General features: G+C 61.5%; 11 protein-coding genes and 2 pseudogenes. 9 read left to right on the plus strand and 4 right to left on the minus strand.

Features of this window, described 5'->3' with window-relative positions:
• Positions 1-78 precede the first annotated feature (78 nt).
• Positions 79-2,352 carry an N-6 DNA methylase gene (locus ACIBI6_RS14390; protein ID WP_396956444.1) on the plus strand — a complete coding sequence of 758 codons (2,274 nt, stop codon included), beginning with the start codon at positions 79-81 and terminating at the stop codon, positions 2,350-2,352.
• Between the two features lie 669 nt (positions 2,353-3,021).
• Here ACIBI6_RS14390 and ACIBI6_RS14395 read toward each other — a convergent pair.
• Complete coding sequence (locus ACIBI6_RS14395) at positions 3,022-6,489, minus strand: NACHT domain-containing protein (protein WP_396956446.1); 3,468 nt, start codon at positions 6,487-6,489, stop codon at positions 3,022-3,024.
• 453 nt (positions 6,490-6,942) lie between these two features.
• Positions 6,943-7,050, minus strand: a pseudogene (locus ACIBI6_RS14400) (hypothetical protein); the annotation flags it as partial.
• A 309-nt stretch (positions 7,051-7,359) separates the two neighbouring features.
• On the opposite strand from ACIBI6_RS14400, the pseudogene ACIBI6_RS14405 reads away from it, so the two are divergent.
• From ACIBI6_RS14405 to ACIBI6_RS14420, 4 genes and pseudogenes are all read left to right on the plus strand, one after another.
• A pseudogene (locus ACIBI6_RS14405) lies at positions 7,360-7,626 on the plus strand (DUF4231 domain-containing protein); the annotation flags it as partial.
• Positions 7,627-7,923: 297 nt separating this feature from the next.
• The gene (locus ACIBI6_RS14410) at positions 7,924-8,175 is read left to right on the plus strand and encodes a hypothetical protein (protein WP_396956448.1); all 252 of its coding nucleotides are present in this window, start codon (positions 7,924-7,926) and stop codon (positions 8,173-8,175) included.
• A gap of 212 nt (positions 8,176-8,387) precedes the next feature.
• Complete coding sequence (locus ACIBI6_RS14415) at positions 8,388-12,536, plus strand: TIR domain-containing protein (protein WP_396956450.1); 4,149 nt, start codon at positions 8,388-8,390, stop codon at positions 12,534-12,536.
• Between the two features lie 669 nt (positions 12,537-13,205).
• A complete protein-coding gene (locus tag ACIBI6_RS14420) occupies positions 13,206-13,517 on the plus strand; it encodes a DUF4231 domain-containing protein (protein WP_396956452.1) in 312 nt (103 codons plus the stop codon).
• Between the two features lie 495 nt (positions 13,518-14,012).
• Here ACIBI6_RS14420 and ACIBI6_RS14425 read toward each other — a convergent pair whose 3' ends face one another.
• Positions 14,013-14,177 (minus strand): hypothetical protein, encoded by a 165-nt coding sequence (locus tag ACIBI6_RS14425; RefSeq protein WP_396956454.1) that lies wholly within the window; start codon positions 14,175-14,177, stop codon positions 14,013-14,015.
• Complete coding sequence (locus ACIBI6_RS14430; RefSeq protein WP_396956455.1) at positions 14,178-14,306, minus strand: hypothetical protein; 129 nt, start codon at positions 14,304-14,306, stop codon at positions 14,178-14,180.
• 442 nt (positions 14,307-14,748) lie between these two features.
• On the opposite strand from ACIBI6_RS14430, the gene ACIBI6_RS14435 reads away from it, so the two are divergent.
• From ACIBI6_RS14435 to ACIBI6_RS14450, 4 genes are all read left to right on the plus strand, one after another.
• On the plus strand, positions 14,749-15,189 hold the full coding sequence (locus tag ACIBI6_RS14435; RefSeq protein ID WP_396956456.1) for a hypothetical protein: 441 nt from the start codon (positions 14,749-14,751) through the stop codon (positions 15,187-15,189).
• A gap of 326 nt (positions 15,190-15,515) precedes the next feature.
• On the plus strand, positions 15,516-15,929 hold the full coding sequence (locus ACIBI6_RS14440; RefSeq protein ID WP_396956458.1) for a hypothetical protein: 414 nt from the start codon (positions 15,516-15,518) through the stop codon (positions 15,927-15,929).
• On the plus strand, positions 15,929-17,197 hold the full coding sequence (locus ACIBI6_RS14445; protein WP_396956459.1) for a radical SAM protein: 1,269 nt from the start codon (positions 15,929-15,931) through the stop codon (positions 17,195-17,197). Before ACIBI6_RS14440 ends, ACIBI6_RS14445 begins: the two co-directional genes overlap by 1 nt.
• Positions 17,194-18,363 carry an FxsB family cyclophane-forming radical SAM/SPASM peptide maturase gene (locus ACIBI6_RS14450; RefSeq protein ID WP_396956461.1) on the plus strand — a complete coding sequence of 390 codons (1,170 nt, stop codon included), beginning with the start codon at positions 17,194-17,196 and terminating at the stop codon, positions 18,361-18,363. The genes ACIBI6_RS14445 and ACIBI6_RS14450 overlap by 4 nt, the downstream gene beginning before the upstream one ends.
• The last annotated feature ends 241 nt before the right edge of the window (positions 18,364-18,604 follow it).

Raw genomic sequence — 18,604 nt, forward strand, 5'->3', positions numbered from 1 at the left:
GTTGCACCTCTGATGGTTGGCCGCCTACGGTCGCAGGGGGTCCGAGACACGGTTCCCAGAGCGGAGGGGCAGGACACCATGTTCGTTGACGAGTTCGTCTCGCGGGCACGACTCGCCGACTTGGCCGACGTCAGGCGGCCGACGATTACCACGTGGTCGACCCGGCACGACGACTTCCCTCGGCCGGAACCCGGCTCTCGCCATGTGCGGCTCTCGGCAGCGATCAAATGGCTCGACAGGCGCCCGATCCCGGCCAAGGAACTCAAGGACGGCGAACCCGCCGGGTTCACCTACGGCGCCCGCGTCCTCGCCCGGGTCTCGACGTCGAAGACGAAACAGACAGAGCAGAAGCAGGTCATACCATCCGAGAGAGAGGACGGTCGGGCGGTCATCGATGAGCTCGTTGGCCCCCAAGCCGCCAGGATCCGGGGCAATGGATCACATGCGGACTATCTGGAGTTCCTGGTGTGCCTGATCTTCTTGCTGCACTTCGAGACCCTGGACAGCATTCGTGACAGGATGTTCTACCGCCCTGGTAGCACGGGTGAATTCCTGGAGACTCTCGAACGGCTCACCCACGAGCTGATGCTCCAGCGCGCAATCCCCGCTGGACTGGAAACGGCGTTCCGGAGGGTCCAGCCCGCCAACATCTATGACCTCGAACGGATGGTCGAGATCTGCTCCACACTCGGCATCAACTCGTTCCGGTATCTGCTCGACCTGCTGTCGCACGAGAGAAGCGCATCTGGCAGCGAGTTCTTCACCCCGCCCCGGATCGCCGCACTGGCCGGGGCGTTGGTGGTCGGGCCAGGAGCGGAGCCGGGCAGTATCTACGACCCCTATGTCCGCGGAGGCGAGCTACTCGCGGCGGCCGCATCTAGATTCGCCCGCGAAGCCATCCCGATGGCGACCGGAGAAGGGCCGAGCGTGACCGACATCGGGATCGCCGCCTTCCACCTGAACATGCGCGGCATGACCGTCGATGCCCGCAAGAGTTCGGGCACCATTTGGGACTACAAGGACGACCACGCACCGAAGGCGCGGTACGTTCTCACGAACCCGCCCTTCAACGCACGAACTGAACCGGGCAGGCGGTCGGGCAGGCACGATTGGATCTTCGGCGAGCCACCACGGAAGAACGACAACTACGCCTGGGTTCAGCACACGATCTCGAGCCTCGGACCGGCCGGTCGCGCTGTCATCGTGATGCCCACCACCGCCAACGCATCACGAGACCGGCAAGAAACCGGTATCCGCCAACAGATGATCGAACGAGGATCGGTCGAGGCCATCATCATGTTGCCGGCTCAGTTGTTCCCGAACACCGACATTAGCGTCTCGATCTGGGCGCTGAAAGTACCGGCAGAAACTCCGCAAGACATCCTCTTTGTCGACGCCACTGCGATGGCCGAGCCCCAGGGCGGCGGTCGCGGACGCCCTCGGCAGAACCTGAACCCGACAGCGCCCTCGCTCATTCCCGACATCTTTCATCAACGCCACACCATGACCAAAGGTCACTCGGTTCCGATGGAATCCGGCGGACGCGCCATCCTGACCGACATCGACACCATCCGCAGGCTCGGCTACTCGCTCGCCCCCACCGACTACCTCGCAGCATCGGACAGTGACTCCTCTGATCCTGAGGGCGTGGTCGAACAGTTCGACGCCCTCAAGCAGCGCATCATCGCGACCGCTGACCACGATGCGCGTATCGCAGCGCTGCGCCCGATCCACCGGACTCGTACTCGACAGGATGCCGTCCCGCTGAGAGAACTGTGCTCGATAAAGCCCGGACCCTCCCACAGCCGACTCCGGACCGAACACCGATCCATCGACGGCACCGTTCCCGTGGTGATGCCTCGGCACCTGCGTGAGCGGCGGATCGAAGCCGCGGATGCCGACCGAACCACAGCGCGCGTTGCCAGCAAGCTCGAGCAGTTCACATTGGAAGCCGACGACATCCTGTGCATCCGATCGGGCGCTATGGACCAGCCCGCCATCGCCCGCACAGAGCAGGCCGGATGGTTGTTCGGCGGAAACATCTTGCGCCTGCGCGTGCTCGACCGCACCGCCGTCGAACCCGACTTTCTTCTCGCCTACCTGTCTCTCCCCGAAGTACAGCACTGGATCGGCGAACGGACAGCGGCCAGCGTCATACCGACGATAAGCGTCGCGACACTGGGAGAACTGTCGGTGCGCCTACCCCCGATCGCAGAGCAGACCCAGATGGGCGCGGTGCTGCAACAGTTCGATCAAATGATCGCCAACCACCGCAAACTGATCGCCGTCGCTGACGAGACCCGCTCGGCTTTGGCTGTCCGGATGCTGCACAGGGAACTGGACCTGCGATGACACCCCTGACGCGAACCCAACGTCCTGGCACGAAGCACTCCGGGACGCCGCGCAAGCCGGGCGTTCAGGGAGTTGTTTCCGGCGTGGTAGGACTGAGTGGGCCGGCGGCGGCGCTCGCCGCTCAAGCCCCCTGGTGGGCGGTCATAGCCCTGAGCGTTGTCTCGCTAGCGGTTACAGGTCTGCAGACATGTCTCCCGCAGGAGTCCGGCGATCGACTTGCCTGGTGGAAGGACCGACGACGTCACCGCGAGCGGCTCCTACAACACTCCACGGACGACCACGCGTAAACGCCGCAGCCATCGACACAAACAAACGGATGTCGCAGGTTCACGCCCCCGGCGGGACATCATGTAGACGGGAGCAGTGCCGACCAGGCATGGCGAGATCAGCTTCGACAAGAGTTGGCCGACGAGAAGATGCTCCCGGCTGTGCCCCGGCCGAGTATCGCCGCGATCAAGGAACTGATCGAAATTTCGACGGAAGGCAGGGTATGCCTTGTCTGCAAACCGGCCCCGGCTTCACACGTCGCCTCGGCATACCGCCGCTTCATCGTCTTGCGCCACGCGTACTGCGCCTCGCCGACATCTACCAGGCGGGTGCCGTGTAGCATCGGCAGCTCTAGTTGCCGCCAGCTGCCCGCCAATCCGTGGGCCCAGGACGAGGTGCGCGCTATGCGTCGGGTCGCACGCCGCCTGTGCATCCCAAACAATCCTCGACATCGATATCGTTGGCTGATCTGCAGTTTTGGCAAGTCCAATGGGTCGGTAGCGGCGGTGCTTTTCGTGAATTCTGAGGGCGAATGGACAGGTCGGGGTCTCTGAGCAGCGTGTCCATGACGGCGCCGTCGCTGTCGAGGTCTGACGCGGAGATCGCCATTCGTGCGGCGTACCGGAGATCCGGCGAATCCGAGGTGGCTGCTTGGGCCAATAGGGTGCTGCGGTTATCGCCAGCGGTGAGAATCGCAACCATATGCAGCAGGCCCGCTCGAGTTCGATGCCAGCTCGACATATCCTTCGCGAGGAGCTCTCGGCTATCCCATGGGGGCTCGGTGACAGCGACGAGGACCGACGCTGCCGCCCACGCGATCCAATCAGATTCTGCCTCCAGGCAGGACAGCAGTGTCCGCAATTGGTCAGTGGTGAGCGCGGAGTGCAACCCATCTGACAGCGGGGGCTCGACCAACGGGCTGACGGCTGCGACAGACCATTCGCTGTCCCTGCAGTCGTCGTTAGCACCCGCTGCCTTGACCTCCTGGAGGTAGCGGGCTTGACTCGCCATGGCCGACTTGTCGATGCCGTACGCGTCAGCTATCGCGCCGAGCCAGGATCGTCGGACCTGCGCACTGTCGTGGGAAAAGGCTCGGTTGAAGTCTTCGATCCCAGTTTCCTGGTAGTTGGTCGCGGCAATCAGGTCGCCGATATCGGAGAGTGACCAGCAGTCGTTTTCGCTCAGATCGGTGTCCAGCGTGCCTAGGTCGGCCAGGAGGGCTGTTTCGTTTTCCTGGTGTGCAGCCAACCACTTTCTGAACCGGGTTGAATCGAAGGACCGCGATCGGTTGGTGTCGACGCCAGCACGCTCGAGTGCGGCGAAGAGAGGACCGGCGGCAGCCCGTCTGGTGCGCATCCCGATCTGGTAGGCCAGCTCTCCCGAACCTTCTGCGAGTTCATCGAGTCGCCCGGCTGCGGCCAAGGCAACCTGATCCAGGCCAGGTGCCATACGTCCTCCGCTGACAAGTTTCGACCTTCTGCGACTTTCTTTGACCATCTTCGATTTGGGCGGGAGCGGAATCGACAGGGCTGAGTTCACCGCTGCTGCAGCGGTTTCGCCGAGCGGGCGATTGTCGGTTGTGGCGTCGGTCAGGGCACTGAGTGCAGCTGCGATCATCGTCGAGCGATCATCGAGGGCAGCTCGGGCGATCAAATCGGCACGCCGGAACCTACATTCGATCGGCAACGCAAGCAGGCATGCAGCCTCGACAAACGGCCACGGTCCGGGATCGCGGGTCTCGTCCCAGAGGGTCGGATGCTGGTTCGACGAGTGCATAGGTCCTCGTCGGGCGGGCGGCGCGCTATCCTGGGAGGCAATGGCTCCAGCGGTGAGCTGCGCAAGTATGCGTTCCAGCTCGTGAGGTGTGACGGTTGCGATGCCGCGGGTGGCGAGCTCGGCCACCAAGAGAGTCGCTTCCGACCGTCCGGTGGCGCCGACATTAAGTAGCGCTGCGATAGTTCTCGGGTCGAGTCCTGCGGCCAGTGCAATCGCGCCATCGGAATCGGTGTACTCGAGGGCGTCGGACAGCCAGTTGATCAGTTCCTCGGCTCCACACCTGCTCGCCCACATGGCGGTAGCGATTTCGGCGAAGACCTTACTACGGGTCGTCAGCTCGTCGGCGGCGTTGACGACGAAGACGGCTACATGTTCGTCCCAGAAGCGCAGCACCTGCTGTGCGAGCTCCTCGGCCTGGGCCGGAGGCATCGACCAACGGTTGGTGTCTTTGAGCATTTGCTCGACAGTGTCGACGGCTTGCGCCCGCGTTGGCGTCGCCCCACCGTCGAGCACGCGCCCGAGCACGATGAATCCATCGAGCAACATCGTTGTGGTCAATGCGGGCAACCACGGCCGACCCTGTTCGAGAGTCTCTCGTGTGCGTTCCCAGCGATGTACCGACTGCTCGACAGCACGATGGAGCAATGTAGCGCGACCCTTCGGAAGGTCCGCGTCCGAAGTGCCAGCGCAAATCAGCGTAAGCAGGATGGCCAGCAGTGGCACGGCGAGCAGGTGCTCGTGCTGCTCCGCGGCATCCTTGATCCAAGTCCGTCGGGTCACCAGCCACGCTTCGCGCTCGACCTGTGGGACACGGGCTTCGGCACACGCGAATAGCACTCTGTCGATCGTGGCCGCGAGGTCCTGCGGAGACACCAGTTCCACCCGTGGTAATCCGAGTCGAGTGGCTGCTATCTGGGCGTTCGCGCGGGTAGTTAGCACGAATCCCACTCGAGGAGGCAGGGTGTTGAGGATGTCGGCGAGTTGCTGAGCCACCCACGGGGCGCGTGTGCCGCACTCATCGAGCCCGTCGCACAGGATAATTGCGCGCCCGGCCGCGAGCTCTGCGGCCAGGTACTCGGTCAGCGGAACACGCTGGTCGCCACCGACCGCATCCGCTACGGCGCTGTCGATGATGCCGTCGATCGTCAAACGCTCAGGTTGCTGAGCAATCAAGCGCGGCAACGCCACTCGAATCGGTACCGGGGCGTGTGGGTGGATGGCGCAGTGCGCGGCAATCTCACGCAAGGCCACGGACTTACCCGATCCTGGCTGGCCAACGATCAGCATTCTGCGCCAACGCCGCACACAGGGCAGTAGATCCGAGGACGAACGTTCTGTCTCAAGGTTGATTTTGAGGCCGTCGACCAGACCGTCTATCGAGATAGGAGGCAGATCCTCGGCGAGCAGACTCAGGTCGATCCGTCCGACCTCAGCCTTGAGCCGATCACGATAGGTGCCAACGGCGGCGAGCCGGGCCGCTGCTCGCATACCTGCCGGACCACCGCGATCCGCGATCACCGTCAAGTCGGTGTTGTTCAGGGCCGTAACCCAGTCATCGATACCGCTGCCCAGTGCCTTGCCGGCCTGTTGATGGAACAGATCGGCGAGCGTACTCACGGCTTGATGGCCTCGTGCCCCGGTGACAACGAGGTCCATCAACGCTGCCAGCAGGCTTCTCGCTGCTCCCGCGCCGGTCGAATCGGGTAGGTGCAGGATTCGCACCCGGTCCAGAATCGGCTCGCGTAGATCTTCAGGTAGCAAGTTGGCAAGGGGGTCGAACGCATCGCGCTCGTCTTTCGTCACCATTTGCAGCCCAGCCCTGTGCCTGCGCAGCACTCGATCGAGGTCCTTGGTCGGGCCTACGAAGTCCTCGCCCGCGATCACCAGCAGGTCGTCACATCCGAGGGTAGGGACTTGCCCGATCCATCCCGCGACGGTTTCGGTCAGCGGGCGGCCCTTGGAGACTTTGCGCTTGGCGGAGACATAGGCTCGGCGTCCGTCGGAGAAGGTGACCCGGATGTCGTCGGTCGCGTCACTGGTTTCGAAGTCGAGCCGAATCGGATCCACCCCACCGATGAGATCCAGACCCGACACCGGATGGCCCCTCAGCCCGTGTACCGCCAGATGCGTTGCTACCACGCATCGAAACAGGCTCCCGACCTCGCCAGCCTGACCTGCCCGGCTCATCACAGCCTCCCTCACCGCGTGACCTGATCACCACGATCCAGCGCGGAAAAGTGTGTCATATTGACATCTCGTGGGCGCATACCGGCGACTATCCGTGCTCTCAGGGACTGCAAATTGCCCCTCGGTCAAGCAGCGGTGGAGGTTTCGTGGTCGGCGATCATGGCGCGGTAGACGACGTCGGAGAGTCGATGCTTGAGGATCCGGAGTGCCTCCATGCCCCCGTCGCCATTGGCTTTGCGTCTGGCCAGAATGGCTCGCGCGTCGCGATGCCAGCGGGCCGGGTGAGGGCGATCCGGTGTAGGCGGCATTGAGTTGCCGATTCCTGGTGCGGGACAAGCGGTGTCGAGCGCGGTTGGATGACCAGACCGGTAGCGGCGCGCTGCCGTTGTGGCGGGCGAACGCGTCTTTGGACCGGAATCGGCGGACTCCTGCGGTCTCCCCGATGATCTGCTGACTCAGGCCGCCCAGAGCACGGTGTCAGAGAGCGCGGCGCACGCCGCTAGGGCAGTAAGATGCTGAGCGCCACAGCGCAAGATCAGCTCGCTGATCTCGTCGAGCCCGAGTTCGATCCCCTTGTAGTGACTGCGGGATGTGTGAATGTTTGCGATCTCGTATCTGAGGAAACAACCTCGCACACCGGCGGGATTTCGGTACCCCGACTGCGCCGAACCGGCTGAGTGCGTGCAGTCGCCGACAGCGGATGCGGTGGCCGTCGTTATGGTGTAGATCGTGGTCGGTGCGACGGTCCCGGTCCTCGCGGCCTGACATGTAACCGGCTGGCTGACGGCCGCTGTGGCGGCGGTTCCCGTCGTAGCCGAAGGAATTCGGCAGCTGTTTCAGTGGCACACCACCTGGTTACGCTGCCGGTCTATCGCCGAGGCATTGAAGAACGAAACTTTCCTCTACACAGCTGAAGCAGGCTCCTACGCGTCTACCCACAGCCCAACCCTCCTGGCTGAACGAATCGCCGCGATCGCAGTAGAACAGACAATCAACTGGGCCAAATCCGGCAAGCTCAGGGTTGAGAATCAGAAGGAGTCCTGACCGGAATGTTGACACGGCGCGACTTCCGCCGTTCGATCCCCGAACGGCACCGAGCCGAGAAGTATAACGAAGCCAGAACAATTCGTCGTCGCATGTCCAAATGCGTGAGTGGACCTTGGGGGACCTTACTGCAACACCAAATCGCAGGTAGAAGCCCTGGAAGCCCTGCGTCGGAAGTTGCCGGACCCCACCGTACCCGCTCCACCGCCCGTCGATCGACCCAAACCCTGCCGGGCACGCCAACTCGACACCGATCAAGTTCGGGAACTCATCGCCGGATATGAGAGTGGAGAGACGGTGTATCAGCTGGGTGCCCGGTTCGGTATCGAACGACGAACGGTCAGCGAGATCCTGCACCGTCACAGCGTGCCGATGCGCCGCCGGGGCTTGTCCCCCATACAGATCGATGACGCCATTCATCTGTACAACCTCGGGTGGTCGCTCGCCCGAGTCGGCCAGCACCTGGGAGTCGATCCCACCACCGTGCTGGCCAAACTCCGCCAACGCGGCATCCCAACTCGTGATGCCCACGGACGACCACGCGCATGAACCCCGCAGCATCGACAGAAAGGAACAGACGATGTTGTCATAGGCTCGCGCCCTTGGCAGGACACACAAACATGGGGAACCGGAAAACGGCTGGTCATTGTGGGTACGTATCCCATCTGGGCCTCGCGATGCCCTGCGCCGGTTATGCAGCCGGGGGCTTCGCGACTGGATAGTATTGGCGACCAATGGTTCTCCGTTGTGGAGGGGGCGGGATGGCGCGGGTGTTCCTGAGTCATTCGAGTCGCGATAATGTGCAGGCTGTCGCTTTGGTGCGCTGGCTCGGTGAGCAGCAGCCGGGTTTGGCCGGAGATATCTTTCTGGATTCGGATGAGACGGCCGGGATCCCGCAGGGTGTGCGTTGGCGGGATGCGCTGCGTCGGGCTGTCACTCGGTGCGAAGCCGTGATCTGCTTGACTTCTCGGGATTGGCATATCTCCACCGAGTGTGTCGCCGAGTATCTGACGGCGGTGAACCTGGGCAAGCGAATCTTTTGTGCACGGCTTGAATCGGTGACCGACCCCGACAAGACGCGCGAGTGGCAGCGCTGTGACCTGTTCGGCGACGGTCCTGTCACGGAGATCCGGGTCGATGGTCATCCCGAGCCGGTGCGGTTCCGTACCGAGGGTTTGCGTCGGCTGCTGGCCGGGTTGGGCAACGCCGGGATAGGTGCCGAGAATTTCCCGTGGCCACCGGCGGACGAGCCGGGCCGATCGCCGTATCGGGGCTGGCAGCCGTTCGATCCGGTGGATGCGGCAGTGTATTTCGGTCGCGATACCCAGATCAGGCAGGGCATGGACCGATTGCGGGGAATGCGGTCTGCCGGTTCGGATTCGGTATTCGTCGTGGTGGGTGCGTCGGGAACGGGCAAGTCGTCGTTCCTGCGTGCGGGGTTGTTGCCGCGATTGATGCGAGAGGATCGGCAGTTCCTCGTGCTGGATCTGGTGCGGCCGGAACGTCATGCGCTCACCGGCGTTCATGGCTTTGCCGCGGCAATCCACGCCACGCGGGGCCGGTTGGGGCTGGCCGCGCCCGCGCTCGGGGACATCAAGTCTGCATTCCCTGACGACATCGATCGAATACGGAGCTGGCTGATCGAATTGCTGCGTGCCGCGCACGACAGACTGCTTGACGATGCTGCCGAGCCCGCGCCTACGCTCCTGCTGCCGGTCGATCAGGCCGAGGAGCTGTTCGTCGCAGACGCCGGTTTCCAGGGTAAGCAATTCCTGACGATGCTGGGCCGGTTGCTCGCCATGCCGGAAAATGCTGGTGTGCAACGGATTCCGATGATCGTGGCACTCACCATCCGTACCGATCGCTACGAACGGCTGCAGAATGCCCCGGAACTCGATGGTGTGCAGACCTACGTGTTCAATGAGTTGAAACCATTGCCGCGCACTCAGTTCAAGGAGGTCATCACCCGACCCGCCGCACGAGCCGACAAGTACGCCGCGCTGGCGATCGAACCCGCGCTGGTGGATCGTCTCCTGGCGGACGGTGACCATGGTGCGGACAGCCTGCCCCTGCTGGCGTTGACCTTGTCACGGCTGTACGAGGACTATGCTTCCAGCGGAACTCTCATGCTCGAGCAGTACATCGCTCTCGGCGGGATCGGCCGGGTGGTGCAAACCGAGATCGACGCACTACTGTCCGCCGATCCAGAGTTCAGGCGGTCGCAGCTGTGGTTGCTGCGGTCGGCGTTCGTTCCCGCGCTGGCGACGATCAACCCCGACAACGACCAGCCGATGCGCCGCATCGCGCGCTGGGACGAACTCCCGGCCGAAAGTCATGCTCTCATAGACGCTTTCGTGAACAAGAGACTGCTGATCAAAGACCACCGGGACGGTCGGACCATCGTCGAGGTCGCGCTGGAAAGCCTTCTGCGGCAATGGGAAGAACTGTCCGGGTGGCTTCTCGAGCAAGCAGAGGATCTCAAAGCCGCCGACCGCCTCGAGCAAGCAGCACTGGCGTGGGACCACAGCGGCCGCGACCAGGCATGGCTGTGGGAGGGCGCTCGGCTTACCGAGGCCGAAACGCTCTGCGCGAAACCCGAATTCCGGCTTCGGCTCGAGCCCACCCGCGAATTTCTGCTCGCGTCACGCCACCGCGAAAGCGACCGCATCGCCGCCCTGCGCCGACAGGCCCTGACGTTGGCTACGCTGCTGGTCGTCGCCGTCGTGGTCGCGATACTCGCCGGGGTCGGGTTCTGGCGAGCCAACGTGGCCAGCGACCGAGCCGACGCACGCACGCGCGAAGTCGTGGTCCAGCGCCTGCTCGCCGATAGCGAAAGCGCGCTGGCCGGAAACGGGTCCGATACCCGGGCGTTCCAGGAGATTCTCGCGGCTCAGGCGATCGAGCCCAGTCCGCAGACCAACATGGCGATGATCAACGCGCAGTATGCGCGTCAACATCTGCGCACCGTCATCCAGACCGGCACTGCCGTTGACAGCGTGGCGATAAGCCCCTCCGGGACCCGGATCGTCACCGGTGGCAGGGGCCAGTTCGGCGGTGTCGGCCCTGGCGCCCGGCCGGGAATTTCACCGGTTCGGTTGTGGGACGGTGAGACCGGCAGGCAGATCGATGCCCCGCCGGCCGCACCATTCGATAACGCGGCCGCAGTGGCATTCAGCCCGGACGGGCAGCGGATCGCGGCAGGGGGGGCTACCGCCCTCCGGCTCTGGGATGCGGCAACCGCCCAGCCGACCGATCCCCCGCTGCCCCATCATATTGCGGTCCGCGACGTGACGTTCAGCCCTGACGGACAACGGATCCTCGTCAGCGACAACCTGGGCAGGGCCGAGGTCTTGGATGCCCGGACGGGTCAGGAGATCAGCAATGCAACTATCGGCCCGGGCGAACTCACGGAGCGGGTCACGTTCCGTCCCGACGGGCAACCTATCGTCGCCATCAATGACAACGGTGCTTTGCGGCTGCGCAACGCTACAACCGGTCAGCCGATCGGTCCGTGGCTGCCTGAGCTTGCCGCCGGTCCACGCGTCGTGGCGTTCAGCAGGGACGGTAGTCGAATGGTCTCCAGCGGTGCCGACGGTACGCTGCGACTGTGGGACACCAGCACCGCGCAACAGATCGGTGCTCCGTGGAACAAGGACAGCAATAATTCGGCAAGTGTAACGGTCGTTGCGTTCAGCCCCGACGGCCAACGGGTCGCCACCGCCGAATCGAATCACGCGGTACGGCTGTGGGATACCGCCACCGGCCGCCCGATCGGCGCGGCACTCACCGGCCATCCCGATGCGGTCGTCGACATCGCGTTCAGCCCGGACGGCACAAAGATCGTGTCCGGCAGCCGTGATGGTTCGGTGCTGGTGTGGGATGCCACGAGTATCGCGCTGGCATACCAGCATTCGGCATTCACCGCACTGGCGGTGAGCCGAGATGGCGGGCGGATCGTCTCCGGTGATGCAGATGGCATCCTCCAATTGTGGGATGTTCGTTCCAGACAGCCGATCGGTACGCCGATGACCGGGCACGCCGGCGCGGTAGTGCAGGTGGCATTCAGCCCCGACGGACGGCGGATCGCGTCTGCAGGTATCGACGGAACCGCCCGTCTATGGGATGCCGAGACCGCAAAGCCCCTCGGCGCCCCCATCGCCGACCACAAAGGCGGTCTATTCGGTGTAGCCTTCAGCCCGGACGGCGCACGTGTCGTGACCAGCGGCCCATGGGTGCGCTGGTGGAACGCCGAGAACGGTCAGCCCCTCGACTCCCCACCGCCGATCGGGGATCCGTTGACAGGGACCGACGTCGCGGTGAGTCCGGACGGCACCAGCCTGGCCACAGGCAGTAGTCTTTCTCCGGCGGTGCTGCTGTGGGATGTGGCGACCGGGAAGCGAGCAAACGTATTCCACGACGGTGAATACGGAAGCGTGCGGAGTGTGGCCTTCAGTCCGGACGGGAAGACGGTCGCTTCGGCCACCGATGATCGAATCATGTTGTGGGATAAGGACTCCGGAAAAATCGACGAAAAACCGTTCGGCACTCTGCAAGGCACCACCGGGGCGGTCGGAAAGGTAGCGTTCAGTCCCGATCGGCGCACCCTCGTCGCCGTCGGCGTGGACCCGACCATTCAGCTCTGGGACATCCCGAACAGACATCCCATCGCCGCGCCACTGGCCCCCCACACCGCGGCAATCACCGACGTCGCATTCAGCCCCGACGGGACAACCATCGTCACGACCAGCACCGACGGCACAATTCAAGTGACGCCGGTGTACTCCGCCGATCCAGCGAGAATATGCGCCAAGATCACGGCGAATCCGAGCCGCAAAGAATGGAACGACCTCGTGTCGAATGCGATTCCCTACACGGAACTCTGCCCCGGCCTGCAGACCGCGCCCGAGTGACCGAGTACAGGAACGGACGAACGGTTCGGGGCATGTTCGTCGAGGACCTGCTCCGGAAGCTCCGGCGACACGCTGCGCTTCGGGACGCGGCTACCGGACACCCCATAGGTGCACCGCTAACCGGCCTATAGGTGACCAGGTGATATCCAGTCCAAACGGGTCAACACATATCGTGACCTCGAGCGTTGCCCGGCCCGGATCCCGGTCTCGAGATCGATGTCCAGCAAGATCTCCCCGGCCAGATTCGGCTGCTGTTCGACAGCGACCGCTGCACCGCGACCGCCCACACGCTGTCACGACTGGAATGACTGATGAACACCCGAGACATGACGACCGGCCCCCTCGCTCGGCACAACCCCAACGCCCGGCACCGTACCGCCCCCGAAACCCGGTGCCGGGAAACGGCTCACACCAGCCGAACCACGGTATCGGACACAGTCGACCATTCATGCCTAAAGAAGGGCCTGACGGTGGAGTACGAGAGGTTCAGGCTCAGTGCGCCAATTCACCGGCCGTGCTATCCCTAGAATATGGAGGCAACTCAGCGAGCCCAGTCGATCGAGGATCTGGTCCGAAAACGGCTGGAAGACCAGCTGAACTACTACCGATCTCGAAGCCGTGAGGCGAAAACGGCCTACCTAAAGGTGAAATTGGTGCAGATCGTGGTGGGTGGGTGCGGCGGTTCCGGTCCTTGCGGCCTCGGGCGTGATTGGCTGGGTGACCGCGGCCGTAGCGGCGGTCCCTGTGGTGGCCGAAGGTATCCAGCAACTGTTCCAGTGGCACAGCACATGGCTGCGCTGCCGTTCTACAGCCGAGGCCTTGAAGGTCGAGAACTTCCTGTACATGACCGACGCGGGGCACTACGCCGACGGCGGCCGGTCGACCTTGCTCGCAGAACGGATCGCCGCGATCACAGGCAAAGAAACGGACGACTGGGCCGAATCCAGCAAAAGCGAGGTCGAGAAGCAGAAGAAGTCTTGACGGGACTCGCGGGCACCCCCGAAACCGGGCTGAGGCCCCTTACACCACGTAATGCGCTCCCGCAGACCAGGGATTAGGGGCAGATCGCCAACGAGGTAAGCTGAAAATCTCTCTCTACCAAGATATTACGTGATCTCATTCATCTGAGAGTAACGCTCGCACCTCCAGCGCAACCACCAGGACAACCAACGCCAGCATCACCACCTGGGTCAATGGCCTGACGCCCGAAGGTAAACGCCCCTGGCCTTCCCGTGGTTTGTCCGTAAACAGTTGCGCTTATCGCTGGAGCCTCGGCCGCGCTGTGGCCTGCCCCGGTCGGGTCTGTGCGGAGTTCTGCTCGACGACGCCATCGGGGCGATCGAGGCGGCCGGGCTGTCTCGTGCGGGTCTTCTCTGCTCGGGAGATCCCGGCTACGCGGTCGGTGTCGGAAAGTGAACCGGTACAGGGTGTTCGGATGCCTTAGCTCGCCGGCCAGCTCGCGGACGAGCGGGTAGTTCATTTTCCCGACAGGTTCGCCTGCGCGAAATAGGCGGCGGCCCGCTTGAGGACCTCGTTCTCCTGCTCCAGCAACCGGATTCGCCGTTTCGCCGCCCGCAACTCGGCCGACTCTCTCGTTCTGGTGCCGGACTTTGCTCCCTCATCGACGTCAGCCTGGCGCATCTATTTCGACAACGTCATCGGGTGAACCCCGAAATCAGCGGCGATCTGCTCGAGCGTCACACCGTCATCGCGGTTACGCGCGACGCGCACGACATCGTCGCGGAACTCACGAGGGTAGGGCTTGGGCACGATGACGTCCTTCCAGCCCGCCCGAAGGGCAAGCCAACTCAGTTGTCACCAATCTGTGCAGCAGTCCCAGTTGTCGCCTATCCGTGCAACAGGCCCAAGCGATCAACCTTTACATTCTCGGCCGGTCTCTCACTCAAGTCGGGCAACACGTCGCCGTCGACCCGGTCACTGAACCGGCTGCACGAACGCGGCGTCCGCACTCACGACACCCACGGACGGACCCGATCCTCCGTTCCGCACAACAGCGAGCAGTCCACCCAGGCCAGCCGACCGGACACCAACGATTCCCGACCTGATCAACGCCAGGACAAAGCAAGACACCATACGGGATTAGAACCCGAAAAGGGTCAGTGAGCAGGGGAAACGCGTAGAAGCGCGATTTCCTCTTGTACGCGCGACTTGATGCAATCCCCCAGTTCAAAGCCACTATTCGAACCGAATTGTGGACCTTGGGGGAGCTTACTACAACACGAAACACCAGGTAGAAGCCCTGGAGACCCTGCGACGGAAGCTTCCCAACTCCACCGCACCCGCTCCACCACCCGCCAATCGGCCCATACCCGGCCGGGCACGCCGACTCGGCACCGATCAGGTCCGGGAACTCATCGCCGGATACAAGGATGGAGAGACGGTGTACCAGCTGGGTGTCCGATTCGGTATCGAGCGGCGGACGGTCAGCGAGATCCTTCATCGTCACAACGTGCCGATGCGTCGCAGGGGCTTGTCCCCAGAGCAGGTCGACGACGCCATCCATCTGTACGGCCTTGGCTGGTCCCTCGCCCGAGTCGGTCAACACCTGAGAGTCGACCCCACCACCGTGCTGACCAAACTCCGCCAACGCGGCAGCCCCACCCGTGACGCCCACGGACGACCACGCGCATAAACCGAGCAACATCGACACAAAGATCTGGGGGAAACGTGGTGCAGGAGGGGTGCTCCGGTGAGACACTTTCTTCTGGCACCTGCCAGCTTGAACTCCTCTGCATGCAGGCCCGACGTGTGGGGTGGCCATGCGGGGCGAGTTCGACCAGCGGCAACGCGAACTCGTCCCCCAACCGTGCTGGCTGCTGGAAGGCAACTATCGAGGAATGGCCGTCACGAGCAGTCGTCGGCGTGCCTTAGTCGCGTTGCCTTTCGCGCCGTGCAAGACTCTGCGATGCAAAGCTCTTCTATCCGCGACCATCAACATCCTGGTGAGAGGATTTAGTCATGGACGAGAAAGAATGCTGCTGCGAACGTTTCGAATCAACCACCAAAAAGCTTCACGATCTCGGAGCTGAACTAATGTTTCCAACCGAGGAAGATGAGAACAAAACACTCCAAGAAATCGAAGAAAGAGGCCCTGCCACCAACGATGAAGTTGCCAACTGGACCCCTTGCCCAGATCGGCATCAGGTTCTCTATCACCTCAGAGGTGACGAGAAAGCTGCGGCGCTATTGAGAGAATTGCATGATGCCGGGACTCGATTCGTTTACCTCGAGGATCCGAGCCAACACTCGAGAACTCTCGCCGAGGTCAAGCAACGGAACCCTATCGTTTCCCAGATTCTTGACGACATAAGGAAAGGTCCCGAGATGCTCTGCGGACATGCAGACTGGCCGCGATGGACAGGAAGTAGCTAATGTTCGGATCGGATTGCGGTTCACAAGCTGACGGAAATGCTATGCCGCTTCCAGAACCGACTACATTGAGCGCCGTTGTGAAAATCGCAGAGCGCTGCAATATCAACTGCTCCTACTGTTACGTGTTCAACGCAGGAGATGAAACATACAGAGAGCGGCCCAAGATCATGGGTCAGGATGTGATTGAGGCAACGGCGCAATTCCTTCTCGATGGATGCGTGTCACTGGGCATCTCGAATCTTCTTGTCATTTTACACGGTGGCGAGCCGTTGCTAATGGGAAAAAAGGAATTCGATCGGATGTGCACTACATTTCGAGAAGTGCTGACGCCCGATCTGAATATGTATATCACCATGCAGACCAACGCAACATTGATCGATCAGGATTGGCTTGAGATCTTCGCCCGACATCATGTCCGAATAGGCGTAAGCATTGATGGGCCCAAACAGTACAACGACGAATTCCGGGTGACATTCAAAGGCGGCGGAACCTACGATGCTGCCAGACGCGGAATAGACCTTCTTCTCACTGCGCAAGAGCGTAACTTGATTCCGGACATCTCGGCACTGTGCGTAATCAATTGCCAGCGCTCGGCCGATGTCATCTACAATCACATAGTTCACGATCTCGGCATTCGCAAGCTCGATTTCCTTCTGCCGGACTTCACACATGACACAATTGGAGCTCAGGACCCTCGACTCTACGGGAAGTTCTTGTGCAATGCGTTCGATGCATGGATCGCTGATAAAGATCCAGCCATTGAGGTCCGCATCCTCAAATCGGTCTTGTCTACCCTGCTGGGCGGTCCTCGCTATGTCAGCGTGCTGGGGAGAGAGGCAATCAATGTAGTCACGATACAAAGTGATGGGACGCTGGCGGCCGATGACACGCTGAGAGCATGCGGGTTCGAAGTCATGAGTGAGGGTGACACCATATTCGACACTACACTGCAACAGTTTTTCACCAATGATCTGATGAAGCGCCTCTCATCAGATTATCAGGAGAAAGCGCAAGCATGCCAGAGCTGCGGCTGGTTGAATATTTGCGGCGGTGGTTCATTGATAAACCGCTTCAAAAAGGAAAATAGATTCAGTAACGCTTCCGTGTATTGCGATGGCCTGAGACAATTTTTCTCTCATGTTTCACAGTTTCTACTTACACAAGGGTTCGGTTTTTCCGATATTTCCGCCGCTTTGCAGGATAAAGTCGACCATACTGCACCTTGGACTCGCGAAGAAGTCGTGTCGCGACCTGGAGTGCGAAAATGAATCCGAAAAGCCCAGCATCTCTTCAGCACCGACAGAGGCACGTGCCGTTCCATCTGTTCCTGATCAAGATCGCCAGTAGGTGCAATCTGAATTGCACTTATTGCCATATGTATAATCTGGCAGACAAGAGCTATATCAGTCAGCCGAAGATCATGCCCGATGACGTCGTAGTCGCCGCAATAGAACGAATCAGGACCCATGTTCAACGTCATAATTTGCGAGAAATCACTCTGGTTCTACACGGCGGTGAACCATTGCTGGCAGGAGAGGCCTTTATTCAGAAGCTCAGCGATCGCGTGCGCGAACGCTTGGACCCTGTGTGCCGAAGTCATATATCTATGCAAACCAACGCTACCCTCATCACGAGGAAGTGGCTGGATAGGTTGACATCGCTTGGAATCACATTTGGTGTCAGTTGCGACGGCACACGGGAGGCGCATGATCAGAATCGAGTAGACCACGCAGGACGTGGGTCATATGACCAGGTCGCGCGAACACTGCAATTGATCAATAGTGACTCTCACTATTCTTCCCTGCTGGAAGGGACACTGACGGTCATAAACGTTGATTCCGACCCAATCGAGGTTTACGAGAGTCTGCTATCGATGCAGCCGAAAGTCATCGACTTTTTACTTCCCGATGGAACTTACGACAATCCTCCGCCTAGATTGAAAGATGGTGTTTCAACACCGTATGCGGACTGGCTAATTCAAATCTTTGATAGATGGTTCAACCGGCCGGACACCGCTGTGGACATTCGGCTTTTCAAGAATATTATTGGCATGGCGCTTGGCGGCGAGGTCTCGACTGATTACATCGGAAGCCGTGAATTCGGCATACTCGTAATAGAGACCGATGGCGGCATGGAGCCGGGCAGTGCACTCAAGGCTTGTGGAGAAGGATTTACCAAGCTCGGCCTCAATGTCAGACACAATGAGCTCGACGATGCTTATGGCTGCAAACTAATTCAGATGTATGCCAATGGCGCCTCTCAATTGTGCACGACTTGCAAGAACTGCTCCATAGTGACAGTGTGCGGAGGCGGCTATCTGCCTCACCGTTACAGTTCTACGAACCGCTTCGACAATCCATCTATCTACTGCCAAGATCTCACCAAATTGATCAACCACATTCTGATGCGGCTCAGAGCGACCCTTGACGCGTAAGTGCGACGCTACCAACCGCAACCCGACGTGACCGCGCTCATCGGCGACAACTTGGACCACTCCCCACCGAATACCGCTCCAATGCTGCCAATTGATCGCCCGGACCCGACATCACCCACGTTCCACCGGCGGCGGGCTCATCCCTGGTACATGGGTGGTCTCTCGACTCGGGATTCAGATTTCGGGGAACCCGAACAGGCGCAGCCGCATGCCTGCTCCTGCTGGCCTTGCTGTCGGATGG

It is taken from the genome of Nocardia sp. NPDC050412, from assembly GCF_044458825.1.
In the GTDB taxonomy this organism is placed as follows: domain Bacteria; phylum Actinomycetota; class Actinomycetes; order Mycobacteriales; family Mycobacteriaceae; genus Nocardia.